This is a genomic window from Gordonia sp. PvP123, assembly GCF_040547295.1.
Taxonomy (GTDB): Bacteria; Actinomycetota; Actinomycetes; order Mycobacteriales; family Mycobacteriaceae; genus Gordonia; species Gordonia terrae.
The window spans coordinates 12,742-27,246 of sequence record NZ_JBEPPN010000020.1; the positions used below are offsets into that span (position 1 = coordinate 12,742).

The 14,505-nt window shown below is 68.9% G+C and carries 17 protein-coding genes; 12 read left to right on the forward strand and 5 right to left on the reverse strand.

The genetic code is table 11. The features are described from left to right. The first annotated feature begins 46 nt into the window (after window positions 1–46). From ABIC25_RS24360 to ABIC25_RS24385, 6 genes are all read left to right on the forward strand, one after another. Window positions 47–718 carry a 5-oxoprolinase subunit B family protein gene (locus ABIC25_RS24360; RefSeq protein WP_354563526.1) on the forward strand — a complete coding sequence of 224 codons (672 nt, stop codon included), beginning with the start codon at window positions 47–49 and terminating at the stop codon, window positions 716–718. Then, window positions 715–1,587 (forward strand): 5-oxoprolinase subunit C family protein, encoded by an 873-nt coding sequence (locus ABIC25_RS24365; protein WP_354563527.1) that lies wholly within the window; start codon window positions 715–717, stop codon window positions 1,585–1,587. Before ABIC25_RS24360 ends, ABIC25_RS24365 begins: the two co-directional genes overlap by 4 nt. Window positions 1,588–1,740: 153 nt before the next feature. After that, window positions 1,741–2,136: a phage holin family protein gene (locus ABIC25_RS24370; protein WP_004020162.1), complete on the forward strand. Its 396-nt coding sequence runs from the start codon at window positions 1,741–1,743 to the stop codon at window positions 2,134–2,136. Next, a complete protein-coding gene (locus ABIC25_RS24375) occupies window positions 2,137–2,394 on the forward strand; it encodes a DUF3618 domain-containing protein (protein ID WP_064571261.1) in 258 nt (85 codons plus the stop codon). A gap of 52 nt (window positions 2,395–2,446) precedes the next feature. Next, entirely contained in the window at window positions 2,447–2,716 is a 270-nt protein-coding gene (locus ABIC25_RS24380; RefSeq protein WP_004020164.1) for a DUF4235 domain-containing protein, read from the forward strand. Window positions 2,717–2,760: 44 nt separating this feature from the next. After that, on the forward strand, window positions 2,761–3,795 hold the full coding sequence (locus ABIC25_RS24385; protein ID WP_354563529.1) for an oxygenase MpaB family protein: 1,035 nt from the start codon (window positions 2,761–2,763) through the stop codon (window positions 3,793–3,795). 14 nt (window positions 3,796–3,809) lie between these two features. On the opposite strand, the gene ABIC25_RS24390 is transcribed toward ABIC25_RS24385, so the two are convergent. Together ABIC25_RS24390 and ABIC25_RS24395 are read right to left on the reverse strand one after the other, a co-directional pair. Next, window positions 3,810–4,883: an isopenicillin N synthase family dioxygenase gene (locus ABIC25_RS24390; protein WP_354563530.1), complete on the reverse strand. Its 1,074-nt coding sequence runs from the start codon at window positions 4,881–4,883 to the stop codon at window positions 3,810–3,812. Between the two features lie 44 nt (window positions 4,884–4,927). Further along, entirely contained in the window at window positions 4,928–6,196 is a 1,269-nt protein-coding gene (locus ABIC25_RS24395; protein ID WP_354563531.1) for an MFS transporter, read from the reverse strand. Window positions 6,197–6,354: 158 nt separating this feature from the next. Here ABIC25_RS24395 and ABIC25_RS24400 point away from each other — a divergent pair, with 158 nt between their 5' ends. Then, complete coding sequence (locus ABIC25_RS24400) at window positions 6,355–6,591, forward strand: hypothetical protein (RefSeq protein ID WP_354563532.1); 237 nt, start codon at window positions 6,355–6,357, stop codon at window positions 6,589–6,591. 13 nt (window positions 6,592–6,604) lie between these two features. Here ABIC25_RS24400 and pdxH read toward each other — a convergent pair whose 3' ends face one another. Further along, window positions 6,605–7,300, reverse strand: coding sequence for a pyridoxamine 5'-phosphate oxidase (pdxH, locus tag ABIC25_RS24405; RefSeq protein WP_373194782.1), 696 nt, complete (start codon window positions 7,298–7,300; stop codon window positions 6,605–6,607). A gap of 168 nt (window positions 7,301–7,468) precedes the next feature. Between pdxH and ABIC25_RS24410 the strand changes: the two genes are divergently transcribed. The 4 genes from ABIC25_RS24410 (at window position 7,469) to ABIC25_RS24425 (ending at window position 11,935) form a co-directional block, all read left to right on the forward strand. Continuing rightward, window positions 7,469–8,596: a citrate synthase 2 gene (locus tag ABIC25_RS24410; protein ID WP_004020170.1), complete on the forward strand. Its 1,128-nt coding sequence runs from the start codon at window positions 7,469–7,471 to the stop codon at window positions 8,594–8,596. A 232-nt stretch (window positions 8,597–8,828) separates the two neighbouring features. Then, the gene (gene serC, locus ABIC25_RS24415) at window positions 8,829–9,974 is read left to right on the forward strand and encodes a phosphoserine transaminase (RefSeq protein WP_354563533.1); all 1,146 of its coding nucleotides are present in this window, start codon (window positions 8,829–8,831) and stop codon (window positions 9,972–9,974) included. Between the two features lie 233 nt (window positions 9,975–10,207). Then, the gene (gene sepH, locus ABIC25_RS24420) at window positions 10,208–11,167 is read left to right on the forward strand and encodes a septation protein SepH (RefSeq protein WP_354563534.1); all 960 of its coding nucleotides are present in this window, start codon (window positions 10,208–10,210) and stop codon (window positions 11,165–11,167) included. Further along, complete coding sequence (locus tag ABIC25_RS24425; RefSeq protein WP_354563536.1) at window positions 11,168–11,935, forward strand: DUF6928 family protein; 768 nt, start codon at window positions 11,168–11,170, stop codon at window positions 11,933–11,935. It abuts the gene before it with no gap. A 3-nt stretch (window positions 11,936–11,938) separates the two neighbouring features. On the opposite strand, the gene ABIC25_RS24430 is transcribed toward ABIC25_RS24425, so the two are convergent. Both ABIC25_RS24430 and ABIC25_RS24435 read right to left on the reverse strand, forming a co-directional pair. Further along, window positions 11,939–12,238, reverse strand: a complete 300-nt coding sequence (locus tag ABIC25_RS24430) for a DUF2537 domain-containing protein (RefSeq protein ID WP_354563538.1) — start codon at window positions 12,236–12,238, stop codon at window positions 11,939–11,941. Next, a complete protein-coding gene (locus ABIC25_RS24435) occupies window positions 12,235–13,089 on the reverse strand; it encodes a TrmH family RNA methyltransferase (protein WP_004020181.1) in 855 nt (284 codons plus the stop codon). The genes ABIC25_RS24430 and ABIC25_RS24435 overlap by 4 nt, the downstream gene beginning before the upstream one ends. A gap of 80 nt (window positions 13,090–13,169) precedes the next feature. On the opposite strand from ABIC25_RS24435, the gene ABIC25_RS24440 reads away from it, so the two are divergent. Continuing rightward, on the forward strand, window positions 13,170–14,393 hold the full coding sequence (locus tag ABIC25_RS24440; RefSeq protein ID WP_101820381.1) for a GNAT family N-acetyltransferase: 1,224 nt from the start codon (window positions 13,170–13,172) through the stop codon (window positions 14,391–14,393). Window positions 14,394–14,505: the final 112 nt, after the last annotated feature.

The window sequence follows — 14,505 nt, forward strand, 5'->3', positions numbered from 1 at the left end:
GACTTCGCGGGGTGGGACACCACGTCGCCCGGGGTAGATTCGATCCATGCACGAGCTGCCGGCGGGCCCCGACGCGGTGGTCCTCGACTTCTCGGCCGATGACGCCCCGTCGGCCGCGGTGCTCGCCGCGACCAGGGCGTTGCGCGCCGCGATCGATCGCGGCGAGCTCGCCGAGGTGACCGATCTCGTGCCCAGCGCGCACACCCTCCTGGTCCAGGCGAATCCGGGTCGCGGTGTGGACGAACTCGGTGTCCGCCGCGCGCTGCGACACCGCGGAACCGACGCCGAGCACGACAACGACCAGCGTGTTTCCGACGAGATCGTCATCCCGGTCGAGTACGACGGCGCGGACCTCGCGGATGTGGCTGCGGCACTGGACATGACGAGCGACGAGGTCGTCGAGGTGCACTGCCACACCCGATGGCGCGTCCAGTTCATGGGTTTCGCACCGGGTTTCGGCTATCTCGTCGCCGACGACGAGGCATCGCACCCGTTCGACACGGTGGGTCGACGCCGGGAAGCACGCACGAACGTTCCGGAGGGGTCGGTCGCGATCGCCGCCGGGTACAGCGCGGTGTACCCGAAGTCGAGCCCCGGCGGCTGGCAGTTGCTGGGCCGCACCGATGTTCGCCTGTGGGACGCGCACACCGATCCCCCCGCCCTGTTCACCGCGGGCCGGATGGTCCGCTTCGTCGACGCGGGGCGCGGACAAAGATGACCTCGCTGACCGTTCTCGCGACGGGGCCTCTGGCGACCGTCCAGGATGCCGGGCGGCCCGGGTACGCACACCTCGGCGTCCCGCGGTCGGGGGCTGCGGATCGTGCGGCCCACGCTCTGGCCAATCGTCTTGTGGGCAACGCGGAGTCGGCGGCGGTGGTCGAGACGACGCTGGGCGGGTTGCGGATTCGCGCCGATTCCGACGTACTGGTCGCGGCGACCGGGGCGGACACCGTGGTGCGTCGCAACGGGATCCCCGCGGGGCTCGCCGCGGCTCTCGTGCTTCGTGCCGGTGACGAGCTGTCGCTCGACGCGCCCACCTGGGGGTTGCGCAACTACGTCGCCGTGCGGGGCGGTATCGACGTCGAACCGGTGCTGGGCTCGCGGTCGACCGACACCCTCTCCGGACTCGGGCCGCCTCCACTCGACACCGGCGCGCTGTTGCCCCTGGGTCACGCCGCCGGCGACTGGCCGACCACGTGGTCCGCCCCCGCCGACAACGAGCACCCGCAGGTCGTCGTTCTGGACTGCCACACCGGCCCCCGTGCCGACCATCTCGCTGCACCGGCCGACGTGTGCGTCGGATCCTGGGTGGTCGGAACCGACAGCAATCGCGTGGGCGTGCGGGTCGACCGCGCCGAGGGCTCGGGGCTTCCCCTCCTCACGCACCGTGACGACGCCGCGGAGCTCCGTTCCGAGGGCATCGCCCACGGGTCGATCCAGGTCCCGCCGAGTGGCCGCCCGGTCATCTTTCTCGCCGATCACCCGGTCACCGGCGGCTATCCGGTGGTGGCGGTCCTCACCGCCGAGGCGGTGGATCTCGCCGCGCAGGTCGCTCCCGGATCGGAGATCCGATTCCGGCAGCGCTGATCGGAGATCCGATTCCGGCAACGCTGATCGGAGATCCGATTCCGGCAACGCTGATCGGAGATCCGATTCCGGCAGCGCTGATCGGAGAATCGACGTTTCGGAATCGCCGACCACGGGAAGCCATAGACCAGCGTCCCGATAGGAGGTACGAGCGTGAGTGATCCGTCTGTGAACGACCTGTCGACCGTGCAGCTCGTCGAACGTCTGCAGCAGCAGACGACGACCCTGGTGAAGACCGAGCTGCAGCACGCGGTCGCGGAGATGAAGGGCAAGGGCACCCGGATCGGGGTGGGCGCCGGGATCTCCGGTGCGGGCACCTTGCTGGTGCTGTTCGGCCTCGGCACTCTTGTCGCGGCAGCCGTGTTGGGGCTGGCGAACGCGGTACCGGCGTGGCTGGCCGCGGTGATCGTGGGGGTGATCCTGTTGGTCATCGGCGGGGCCGCCGCCGCGATCGGAGCCAAACGGGCCAAGTCCGCGGTGCCGCCGGCCCCGGAGCGCACCGTCGAGAGTGTCCAGCGCGACGTGGCGACTGTGAAGGAGCACCTGTAGATGAGTGAGACACCCGAGAACAACACTCCGGCCGACACCCCGCCCCCAGTGGAGCAGCAACGCCAGGAACTGGCCGAGACCGTCGACGCGCTGGCCGCCAAGCTGGATGTCCCGGCGCGGGTGAACGACGCGGCGTCGAGGACGGCGCACACCGCGCAGGTGAAGGCCCAGGAGAACTCGACCGTGCTGATCGGCGCGGCGGTGGCCGCCGTGCTGGCCGTCGGCACCATCGTCATCGTCCGTCGTCGACGCCGCTGACCTCCGACCACGATCCGCCCAGGGTCCACCACCGAATGAGCGAGGAATTCGCATGAGTGCCGTATCGAAGGCGATGTACAAACCGATGTCCTTGGCGACCAGCGTGCTCGGCGGTATCGCCGCGGGCGCGGTGTTCGGTCAGATCTGGAAACGGATCTCCGACGACGAGTCGGCACCCGATCCGAAGGACCTCGAGCGCTCGAACACCGAGGTCCTGGTGGCTGCCGCGTTGCAGGGTCTCGTCTTCGGACTCGTCAAGGCCGCGGTCGACCGGGCCGGCGCACGTGGCTACCGGGCCGTGACCCACGAGAATCCCGAGTGACCGACAGTTGACACCGGCGTGAGACGAACCTAGGGTTTCGTCTCATGACCGAGGTTATGGACGCTGCGACGGAGGCCTGTCCCGTTCACACCGACGACACGGCGTCGGCACACGACTACGAGCCTCTCGGTCCGGATTCGCTGACCTGGCAGATCTGGGGCACCTGGACGGGGATGTTCCAAGGCCTGTGGGCCGGGTCGATCCAGAACATGCACCCCAAACTGGGCGCCGCGGTGTGGGACCACTCGGACTTCTTCGGCGAGCGATGGCAGCGTCTGATGCGGTCGCTGTATCCCATCAGCGGGGTGGTCTTCGATTCCGTCGTGCCCGGCGCGCAGACCGGGCTGGAGGTACGCGACTACCACCGGACCGTCAAGGGGACGATGGACGACGGGTCCCGCTACCACGCGCTGGATCCCGATGTCTTCTACTGGGCCCACGCCACGTTCTGGTACGGCAACGTCCGGCTGTGCGAGCGATTCGGCCCCTTCCTGACCGAGGACCAGAAACGCCAACTGTTCGAGGAGTCGAAGGCCTGGTACGCCCAGTACGGCGTGTCGATGCGTCCCGTGCCGGACACCTACGAGGACTTCCTGGAGTACTGGGACTACATGTGCCGCAACGTGCTCCGCGACCACGTCTCGGTTCGCACGGTCCTCGACATCACCCAGTTGCCGCCGCCGCCCTTCCTCGGCTTCATCCCGACGTGGCTGTGGGACCGGTATCTGGTGCCGCAGAACCAGAAGCTGTTCATGTGGCTGACCACCGGGTTCTACGACGAGCCGGTTCGCGAGATCCTCGGCCTCGAGTGGACCGACACGGACGAGCGGCGATTCCGGTTGCTGGGCAAGGGCATCAACCTCGTGATGCACAAGCTCCTACCCAAGCGGGTGCTGCGCCATCCGCGGCCGCGCGACGCATGGGACCGCGTCACCGGAAGAGTCGCCGCGGACGCACCGATCGTGCACACGCCCACGCGGAACCTGCCCCCGGAGAGCGAGCGCGACAACCCGATGCACTACTGCCCGGTGACCGCCGCACGGCGGGCGTCCTACCCCGGCGTGCTCACCGCTGACTGAGACCCACGAGTCTCCTACTGCTGACCCTGGCTTCGTCGCATGGCCTGCCGGACCCGTCCGGCCTCCCGGGTGGCGTGCGGGTTCGGACGTCCGGCCCGCGAGCCTGCCAGTTTCGCACCGATGTGCTCGCCCACGGTGATCGGTGAATAGCGGCTGCCGGCCCCGACACACGACGGCAAGGTCGTGATCATCGCGTCGAGGTTCCCGTCGTGGAAGTAGGCCGCGGATCGGCGCCGTTCCACCGTGCCGTCGACGACGGGTGGCTTGACCCGATGCAGGGTCGAGGTCCATCGCTCGTTGGTCCAGCGCGCCATCAGATCGCCCAGATTGATCAGCAGCGCACCGTCAGCCGGACTCACGTCGTGCCATTCGCCGTTCTGATCCAGCACCTGTAGGCCTCGCACCTGGTCGGCCCACAGCACGGTCACGATCCCGTAATCCGTGTGCTCGCCCATGCCGGTCAGCTCGCCGTCGAGTTCGATCTCACCCGGCGGCAGGGCGTAGTTGTTCATCCGGAGCACGTCGAGGGAATGGTCGGTGAATCCCTCGAAGAAGTCGGCGGGCAGGTCGAGGGCGTCGGCAAAGATCCTGGTCAGTGTGTGGGCGACGCGGCGGGCTTCGCTGAAGTAGGCCGAGACCGCCGCCTGGAAATGGTCGACGGCCGGCCAGGTGTTGGTCGCGTACTGGTCGGCGGGCAGGTCGAGTTCGGGGTATTGCGTTGCCTCGACCCCGACGTTGTAGGCCTCGAAGAAGTCGTTCATGCGTCCCGCGGACTCGACGCCCAGCGAGAGTGACAGGGATTCCGATTTCGGCGGCGCGTACCCGCGATTGATCTCCGGCGGTGTGCGGTAGGTCTTCTTCAGTTCGAGCGGAAGGGCGAAGAAGTCGTCCATGACCGCGGTGAACTCGTCGATGACCGCAGCCGGGATCTCGTGCCCGACGACCTGGATGAAGCCGACCGAACTCGCCGCGTCGTCGAACCTCGCCGCCACCACGGCCCGGTCGGCGGGATCGCCGTTGCGCGTGTACGGCGAGATGTCGATGAGCGGCACGTCGAATCGGGTGGCGGCGACGGTCATGGCGTCCATGGTGGCACCGATCGCCGGGCCGCGCTGGTCGGCGAACTGCGCTCTCAGGTGCGCTGACCGGCGCGATAGTGCACGAACGCCGGAATCATCAGCGCGGCCACGATGGTCGCGATCACGACCGCAATGCCGCCGAATGCCGTCGCGGCGGCGACGCCGATCGAGGCGGCCGCGGCACCGTGCGCGACGTCGGCGATCCGCGGGCCGCCGGCCACCACGACGATGAACACGCCCTGCAGTCGGCCGCGCACCTCGTCGGTCGCGGCCGCCAGCAGGATCGTCTGCCGGAACGCCGCGGACGCCATGTCGGCCGCCCCACCGATCATCAGCAGTGCGACCGCGACGACGAGCATCGGCATGGCGGCGCCGTCGGCGAACGACACCGCGATCCCCGTCCCGGTGATCGCCAGACCCCAGATGATGATGCACACGATGACCGCGAGACCCTGCCGCTGCACGCGGGCGACCCAACCCGAGAAGATCCCGCCGACGACGGCTCCCGCGGCGATTGCCGTGAACAGCAAGGCGAACGCGATGCCACCGCCTTCGGGGCCACCGAAGTTCTCGTGGGCCATCTGTGGGAACAGCGCCCGCGGCATGCCGAAGATCATGGCGATGAGGTCGACGAGGAAGGATGCGAGGAGGATCTTGTGCCCGGCCAGGTACCGAAGGCCGTCGAGGACCGAGCGCAGGCCCGCGACCTTCGGCGCCGCCTCGCTCTCCGGTCGCAGGGACGGCAACATGATGACGGCGATGAGCGTCGGCACCAGGAACAGTGTGTCCACGAAGTACAGGAGCGAGTAGCCGAGAACCGGGATCAGGGAGCCGCCGACCAACGGCCCCGCGATGGCGCCCGCTTGCATCACCGTCATGTTCAGCGACAGCGCGGCGGGCAGGTCCTTGGTGTCGAGGAGTCGAGGTAGTACCGCCGTCCGCGTGGGCTGGTTCACGGCGAAGAAGGCCTGCTGAACGCCGAAGAGCACCAACACGATCCAGACGTTCTGCCCGCCCATCGCGGCCTGTGCCCAGAACAGTGCGCTGCAGACGATGAGGCCGATGGTCGTGATGATCAGCAGGGTCCGACGGTCGACGACGTCGGCCAGGGCCCCGCCCCACAAGCCGAAGACGACGAGCGGGACCAGACCGAACACCCCGGTCAGCCCGACGTACGCCGAACTCCCCGTGACCTCATAGATCTGAGCGGGTACCGCGACGACACTCAGCTGCGCGCCGATCACGGTGACGATGTTCGCGAGCCACAGCCGCCGGAAGTAGTGATTGCGCAGCGGCGCGGTGTCGGCGAGAAGGCGGGCCATTTCCACGATGCTATGACCGCCGCCCAGTGGCGGGTCACGCAGGCCGACGACTGCCCTGTGGAGAGTGACGTCGGCGACGCCGCCGCTGTCCGCTAGGGGCGTTGTCGCCCGAGGGGCGGTCGCACCTTCGCTGGGCGCCTCGCACCACGCAGGTGGGCATGAACCTGCGCGACTTCGATCCGAAGACCCGGTTGTGGTCGACCACAATCACTTTCGTCTCGCACAAGAAGCGGCAGCAGACGGCCGCGAACATCACGTCGTGGGGCGGTTACGCCCGGTGCACGATCTGGGTGAACGGCGTGCGCGTGTCCCACCACGTGTACCGGGCACCGATCTTCGCCCAGGCGCAGTGCGGCATCGCCGGACTCGACCCGAACCGCCTCGACTACCGCTGACGGGCGCCGACACTCACGGCTGCAGCCGCTCGGCACGCCAGGTGTGGTCGACGTGGGTCAGCCGAACCCGGTTGTGCAAGCGGTTCGCTCGACCCTGCCAGAACTCGACCTCGACCGGAACGATGCGGTACCCGCCCCACTCGGACGGGACCGGGACCTCGGCACCCTCGTCGAACCCGCCGTAGGCTTCGGCGAGTTCGGCGGCCTTCTGCTCGAGTTCGACGCGGCTGCCGATGGGCCGTGACTGCTCGGACGCGGCTGCCGACAGCTGCGAACCGCGGGGTCGGAGCTCCCAGTACGCCTGGATCTCCAGGGCACTGACATGTTCGACCGGACCGCGGAAGTGCACCTGACGTTCCAGGGCGATCCAGGGAAACGTCACCGAGGCATACGGGTTGGCGGCGAGGTGCCGTCCCTTGTCCGACTGATAACCGGTGAAGAAGACCACGCCGTTCGCGTCGACTCCCTTACACAGGACGGTGCGTGTCGACGGCCTGCCCTCCGCGTCGGCAGTTCCGAGGACCATCGCGTTGGGCTCGGCGATGCGGGCGTCGATGGCCTCGCGCAGCCAGACTCCGAAGAGGTCCAGCCACGGCGGGTCGCCGCGCAGCCAACTCGGGTCGAGGTTCTCGCGGATGCCGTCGGCCCCGGCGGCACGGTCACCCTCGCCGATGTTGGGGGGAATCCCGCCGCCGTATCCGACGCGCATGTTCGGCAGGTCGATGGGGTCGCGCGACTCGTCCAGCACCGTCCTGACGCTACTCCGACCTCGCTCGTTACTCCGGGGTACACGCGGGGCGGCGTGCTGATCTACAGTTCGTCGTGGATCGCATCCCCCGCGGATGCACGACACAGACGTCGAGTGAGGTGGGTTGCCATGGCCAACACTGTTCCCGAGGATTTCGTCGCCGGACTCGAGGGCGTGGTGGCCTTCACGACCGACATCGCCGAACCGGACAAGAACGGCGGCAATCTCCGCTATCGCGGCGTGGACATCGAAGACCTGGTCGAGAACAAGGTGACCTTCGCCGACGTGTGGGCCCTGCTGGTCGACGGCAAGTTCGGTGACGGTCTGCCGCCGGCCGAACCGTTCCCGCTGCCGATCCACACCGGCGACGTGCGGGTCGACGTCCAGGCCGCGCTGGCCATGCTCGCACCGATCTGGGGCTACCAGCCGCTCCTCGACATCGACGACGCCACCGCCCGCGACAATCTCGCCCGCGCATCGGTGATGGCACTGTCGTACGTGGCGCAGTCGGCGCGGGGCATCCATCAGCCCGCCGTCCCCCAGCACGTGATCGACGAATGCGACACCGTCACCGCACGTTTCATGACGCGGTGGAAGGGCGACCCCGATCCCCGGCACATCGCGGCGATCGACGCCTACTGGGTCAGCGCCGCCGAGCACGGGATGAATGCGTCGACCTTCACCGCGCGGGTGATCGCCTCCACCGGGGCCGACGTCGCGGCATCGCTGTCGGGCGCGATCGGCGCCATGTCCGGACCGCTGCACGGCGGCGCCCCCGCCCGCGTCCTGCCGATGATCGAAGAGGTCGAGAACACCGGCGACGCACGAGGACTCGTGAAGGGAATCCTCGACCGCAAGGAGAAGCTGATGGGCTTCGGGCACCGCGTGTACCGCGCAGAGGATCCGCGCGCCCGCGTGCTCCGCCGCACCGCACAGGAATTGGGCGTCCCTCGCTTCGAGATCGCTGCCGCACTCGAGCAGGCCGCGCTCACCGAACTGCGGGAACGACGCCCCGACCGCGCCATCGAGACCAACGTCGAGTTCTGGGCGGCGGTCATCCTCGACTTCGCCGAGGTGCCGACGCACATGATGCCGGCGATGTTCACCTGTGGCCGCACCGCCGGCTGGTGTGCGCACATCCTGGAGCAGAAGCGTCTCGGCAAGCTGGTCCGCCCCGCCGCGATCTACACCGGCCCGAGCCCCCGACGCCCCGAGGACGTCGAGGGATGGGGTGACGTCGTGAAGCCGGGTCTGTAAGCCCGCAAGTCATCCGTCGGCTCGCGAGTTCCACAGCGACGCATGGGAACCCGCGCCGGACCGGGACGGCGTCATCAACGTACGCCCCTCGGCGCCCGCCACGCCACGGGACCCGCCTGACGGGCGAACCACTGGTCCCCGCTCGGCGGTCACCGGCGCCGAGACGGCGCTGTCACCGGGTTTGCAGGGACCGAACCCGAGGTGGCGGGGACCACTCCCTAGAATTGCCGTCATGAGCGAAGCCGCCACCGCACCCGTCACCCTGCCCGCCGACCTGCTGCCGTCGGACGGCCGCTTCGGTTGCGGACCGTCGAAGGTGCGCCCCGAGCAGTTGCAGTCCCTCGTCGACACCGGTGCGTCGGTGTTCGGCACCAGCCACCGTCAGGCCCCGGTGAAGAACGTCGTGGGCTCGATCCGCGAGGGCCTGTCGAATCTGTTCTCCCTGCCCGAGGGCTACGAGGTCGTGATCTCCAACGGTGGCACCACCGCGTTCTGGGATGCCGCGGCGTTCGGCCTGATCAAGCAGCGTTCGCTGCACCTCACCTACGGCGAGTTCTCGTCGAAGTTCGCGACGGTCGCGAAGAAGGCACCGTTCCTCGACTCCCCCGCGGTCATCTCGACCGATCCGGGCACCGCACCGGATCCGGCCGCGCTGACCGCGGACGACTTCGGCGGCGTCGACCTCATCGGCTGGGCCCACAACGAGACCTCGACGGGTGTGGCGGTTCCCGTCGTGCGTCCCGCAGGCTCGGATGACGCGCTCATCGCCATCGATGCCACCTCGGGTGCGGGCGGCCTGCCCGTCGACATCGCCGATGCCGACGTCTACTACTTCGCGCCGCAGAAGTGCTTCGCGTCCGACGGTGGACTCTGGGTCGCCCTGATGAGCCCGCGTGCGCTTGCTCGGGTCGCCGAGATCGCCGAGACCGACCGTTGGTGCCCGGAGTTCCTGTCGCTGCCGACCGCGGTCGACAACAGCAGCAAGAACCAGACCTACAACACCCCGGCTGTCGGATCGTTGCTGCTGTTCGCCAACCAGATCGAGTGGATGAACAACAACGGCGGCCTGGACTGGTGTGTCTCGCGCACCGCCGATTCCAGCTCACGCCTCTACCGGTGGGCCGAGGCCAGCCAGTTCGCGACCCCGTTCGTCACCGAGGCAGCCAACCGCAGCCAGGTCGTCGGCACCATCGACTTCAACGACGATGTGGACGCCGCGGCCGTCGCCAAAATCCTTCGCGCGCACGGGGTCGTCGACACCGAGCCGTACCGCAAGCTGGGTCGGAACCAGCTGCGCATCGGCATGTTCCCGGCCATCGAGCCCGAGGACGTCAGCAAGCTCACCGAGTGCATCGACTACATCGTCGAGCGTCTCTGACCGCCTCGTAGATCCGTCGACCACCGGCGCGCCGCACAGATCGTTGCGGCGCGCCGGTCGTGGTTCACGAACCGGTAGCCTGGTTCCCACAGACCACATCCGACGCATCGACCGCTGGCGTCGCTTGAGCCCCACGCGTGCTGAACTGCGGTTTTGCCGCGTGTCCCACAGTGAATCGGCAGATCGGTGAGTTAATGTGACCCCAATGCGTGCACCCACCGGAGGAGGAGCAGATGCGTGAGCTCCGCGTCGTCGGAGTGGAAACCGACGGCTCCCATGTCATCTGTCAAGACCCGCAATCGGGTGAGAAATTCCGGATCGCCTCCGACGAACGCCTCCGCGCCGCAGCCCGCGGCGACATCTCACGACTGGGACAGATCGAGATCGAGATGGAGAGTGCATTGCGGCCACGCGAGATCCAGGCACGAATCCGAGCGGGTGCAACCGTCGCCGAGGTGGCGGCCGCAGCAGGGGTGGGCGTCGACAAGATCGAACGCTTCGCCCACCCGGTCCTCCTCGAACGCAGCCGCGCCACCGAACTCGCCGGCGCCGCGCATCCCATCCGCCACGACGGCCCCGCCGTCGCGACGCTCGTCGAGTCGGTCACCGAGGGACTCCTCGCCTACGGCCAGAACCCGAACGACGCCGACTGGGACGCATGGAAGGGTGACGACGGCTACTGGGTGGTGCAGGTGGCCTGGAGCGTCGGACGAACCGACAACCTGGCGCACTGGCGCTACCAGCCCGGCTCGCACGGAGGCAGCGTCGACCCGCTCGACGATCTCGCCGACGAGCTCACCCACCCCGAGACCATCGCGCCCCGTCGCCGGCTGACCCCGGTGGCCACCCCCGAGGTCGCTGTCGAGACGACCCCGGACGGACGCGAAGAGGTCACCATCGACGCGAACTCGATCATCGGTGCACAACGCGCGCGCCACGACCGGCGGCCGGTCGACGACGACGGCACCGTGCCGTTCGACTTCGGCTTCGACGACCAGCCCACCGATTCCGGCGACACCGCGGACACCCCGGACGAGCCCACGCCCGCACCGCCCGACGACGCCGACACGGACGACGCGCCGTCGGCTCCCGCGGCCGGACCCGAACGTCCGCGCCGGAAGAAGACGCGTAAACCTGCTGTCCCGGCGTGGGAGGATGTCCTGCTCGGCGTGCGCAGCAACGGGAACAGCTGAGTGGCCTCGGCGCGCGCGGCCACCGTCTGGTTCATCGACTCCGACGATCCGGCCTCGATCCTCCGCACCGGTCCGGCCAATGACTCTCAGCACGCCCATCAGCTGGCCTGCGCCGTCTTCGGCGACAGTGTGCTCGTCCCCCTCGTGGACACCGATCTCGCGACCGCCGCCGCAGCCCGTGACACCCACGTCTACGCCGGCTTCTACGGCCCGCTGGCCGTCGTGTCCTGCTCGCTGTTCGAGACGAAAGCACCGTCGACACTGACCCGCGCACTCGCACGGATCCGCCCCAGCGCGACGACGACCCTGCTGTACGCCGAGCCGGACACCTCCCTCGGTGTGTTCGCTCGATGGGAGTCGGGGACGCTACGCCGCTCCTTCGCGGCCGACCCCGTGACCATCCACGAGGACCACGGCCTGCCGTTCACCTTCGAGAAACCGTTCTGGGGTGGTGAACACCCGCTGAGTCATGCCGAGGGCGTGCCCACCGCGCCGATGTCGCTGCCCTTTCACCCCGCACACCTCGCCGAGGAGTCGAATCGCGCGTGGCTCGGGTTCCGCTACACCCACCCGCTCGCGGAGTCCGATCTCGACCCTTCGTCGATCACCGTCACCTGCTTCGCCCTTCACCCGGCCGAGTACGAGCCGACCGCGGCCGACTACGACAATTACCGGGCGGCAACGGCTTCGCGCACGCAGGAGCGGACGGCCCCGCCGGACGAGCATGCCCGCAAGCGAGGCCGCATCCGCGAGTATTTCGGGTTCTGAGAGTCAGGCAGCGGGACGGCCCAGCGCGAGCAACGCGATCGACGACGCGACGCCGGCGAGGAAGCCGACCAGCAACCCCCAGACGACCCAGCGCCACACGGGTCGCGCCCGGAACTCCCACAGGGTCCAGCCGAGTCCACCCGCGACGACCAGGACCGCGGCGATGCCGAGGAAGCGGAATATCCCGCCGATGAGTTGATAGACGCCGACCAGGACGAACGCGGCGAACAAAGCACTGAAGACGCCGACGATGATCCCCAGGGCCCACGGCGTCGGCTCGCCGCTCTCCGACTCGACGGTCACTCCCCCATCGTGCCCGATCGTGCGCGTTCGTAGAACGCAACGGCCGCCGCGGTCGCCACGTTCAGCGAGTCGGTGCCCCGGCTCATCGGAATCCGGGCCTTCACGTCGGTCGCCGCCATCGCCGACGCCGTCAGGCCGGGACCCTCGGCCCCGACGAGGAAACCGACCTTCTCGGCGGTGACGGCTTCGGCGAGGGTCACGGCGTCGGGGTCGGGTGTCATCGAGACCAGTTGGAAGTCGCGGTCCCGCAGGAGGTCCAGACCGCGCGGCCAGTCGTCGAACCGCGCGAACGGCACGAGCAGCGCATGACCCATCGACACCCGCACGCACCGGCGGTACAGCGGATCGGCGCAACCCTGACCGAAAAGCACTGCGTCGACGCCCAATCCGGCGGCATTGCGAAAGATCGAACCGATGTTCTCGTGGTCGTTGACACCTTCGAGGATCGCGACGGTCCGTGCGCTGGAGAGGATGTCGGGCACCGTGAGCGCCACCGGGCGCCGGGCGACCGCGAGCACGCCCCGGTTGAGATGGAAGCCGACGACCTCGGCCATCACCTCGGCGGTGGCACGGAAGAACGGCACGCCGGTCAGCGAGGGGTCCCGCAGATCGGCGTCGAGTTCGTCGAGCCGCTTGGCGACACCCAGGAATGCATGGGTCTCGAAGCGCGAGGCGATCATCCGCTGCGCGACGAGGACGCCCTCGGCGATGACGAGACCGCGACCGGGACGCCCACCGGGCAGGACCGGCAGGTCCGGTCGTCGGTCGACGGAGTTCAGATCGCGGAAGTCGTCGACCCGCGGGTCCGCCGGGTCGTCGATGTCGATCACGTTCACTGCGAGCCCGGGCACCGCAACAGTGTGCCACCCGGACGAAACCGGCAGCGCACGGGTGTGAAACTGTGGAAGGCGTGACCAGCGATTCGACTCCGATGTCACGTCTGTCCCTCGACCGCGCCACCGACGCGGACTGGGCCGACATCATCACCACCGATGCCCGTGCGTTCGCCATGCGCAACCCGCTGCCCGACGACGAGGTCGCCGATCTGCGGGGCAAGGTCGCCGACGACGACGTCGTGCTGGTGCGCGACACCGGTCTGGACGCCCGACCGCTCGTCGGGGTGGCGATGTTCTACCGGATGTCGATGTCGCTGCCCGGAGGCGGTGTGTCCGACGCGGCCGGACTGTCGTGGGTGTCGGTCGCCTCGACCCACCGGCGTCGCGGCATCCTGCGCCGCATGCTCACCGAACTCGTCGAGCAGTGGGAGGCGGAGAAGTACACCTTCGGGATCCTCACCGCCAGCGAGGGAACCATCTACGAACGGTTCGGCTTCGGCCCGGCGTGTTTCGCGAACTCGGTGTCGTTGACGCCGGGCGCGGCGATGCGGGCCGCGCAGCCCGAGGACGCCACCGTCCGGTACGCCGACGCCGACGCGGTGGCAGCGGCGATCCCCGACCTCCACGCTCGGTGGACCCTCACCACGCCAGGCGCCCTCACCCGCACCCCTGCCTGGTGGAATCCCATCCTGGCCGACCGGGCGTCGGAGCGGCCCCTGTCGGCGAGCGGACTGCACTACCTGCTGCACGCCGACGGCTACGCGAGCTATCGCATCTACAAGGACGAGACCGGCGCGGTGCGCGGCGAGGTCAACGAGGTCTTCGCGGTCACCGACGACGCGCACACCGACCTGTGGCGCGTCCTGATCAACCTCGACCTCATCCCGTCGATCACCGCGACGATCCCGGTCGACGACCCGCTGGCGCAGAAGCTCGTCAATCCGCGGTCGGTGTCGGTGACCGGCACCGCCGACACGATGTGGCTGCGCATCCTCGACGTCCCGGCCGCGCTCGGCGCCCGCCACTATGCGGCCGATCTCGACGCCGTGATCGAGGTGACCGACGAGTTCCGCGGGCACGGAGGCGTTTTCGACATCTCGGTACGCGAGGGCGGGGCGATCGTCGCGCCGGCGAAGGCGGGTGCGACGCCCACGGTGCGGCTGGACATCTCGGTGCTCTCCAGCATCTACCTGGGCGGGATCCGACCCTCGGCCTTCGCGGCGGCGGGACGCCTGCACGTCGACTCCCCGGCGACGCTGAGGGCCCTCGACCACGCGTTCATGACCGATCGCGCACCGTTCTCCGGCACGTTCTTCTGACCCTTCGAGACGTCCCTCCGCAAGCTCCGGGACTCCTCAGGGAGCGGGGAGACAGCCCCGCAAGCTCCGGGACTCCTCAGGGAGCGGGGAGACAGCCCCGCAAGCTCCGGGA

Bases quoted from the DNA above. Each gene is read 5' to 3' on its own strand.
- ABIC25_RS24410 (WP_004020170.1), top strand. From the start codon at position 7,469: ATGGCCAACACTGTTCCCGAGGATTTCGTCGCCGGACTCGAGGGCGTG.
- ABIC25_RS24440 (WP_101820381.1), top strand. From the start codon at position 13,170: ATGTCACGTCTGTCCCTCGACCGCGCCACCGACGCGGACTGGGCCGAC.
- sepH (WP_354563534.1), top strand. From the start codon at position 10,208: ATGCGTGAGCTCCGCGTCGTCGGAGTGGAAACCGACGGCTCCCATGTC.
- pdxH (WP_373194782.1), bottom strand. From the start codon at position 7,300: ATGCGCGTCGGATACGGCGGCGGGATTCCCCCCAACATCGGCGAGGGT.
- ABIC25_RS24400 (WP_354563532.1), top strand. From the start codon at position 6,355: ATGAACCTGCGCGACTTCGATCCGAAGACCCGGTTGTGGTCGACCACA.
- ABIC25_RS24390 (WP_354563530.1), bottom strand. From the start codon at position 4,883: ATGGACGCCATGACCGTCGCCGCCACCCGATTCGACGTGCCGCTCATC.
- ABIC25_RS24375 (WP_064571261.1), top strand. From the start codon at position 2,137: ATGAGTGAGACACCCGAGAACAACACTCCGGCCGACACCCCGCCCCCA.
- ABIC25_RS24395 (WP_354563531.1), bottom strand. From the start codon at position 6,196: ATGGCCCGCCTTCTCGCCGACACCGCGCCGCTGCGCAATCACTACTTC.
- ABIC25_RS24360 (WP_354563526.1), top strand. From the start codon at position 47: ATGCACGAGCTGCCGGCGGGCCCCGACGCGGTGGTCCTCGACTTCTCG.
- serC (WP_354563533.1), top strand. From the start codon at position 8,829: ATGAGCGAAGCCGCCACCGCACCCGTCACCCTGCCCGCCGACCTGCTG.
- ABIC25_RS24380 (WP_004020164.1), top strand. From the start codon at position 2,447: ATGAGTGCCGTATCGAAGGCGATGTACAAACCGATGTCCTTGGCGACC.
- ABIC25_RS24365 (WP_354563527.1), top strand. From the start codon at position 715: ATGACCTCGCTGACCGTTCTCGCGACGGGGCCTCTGGCGACCGTCCAG.
- ABIC25_RS24385 (WP_354563529.1), top strand. From the start codon at position 2,761: ATGACCGAGGTTATGGACGCTGCGACGGAGGCCTGTCCCGTTCACACC.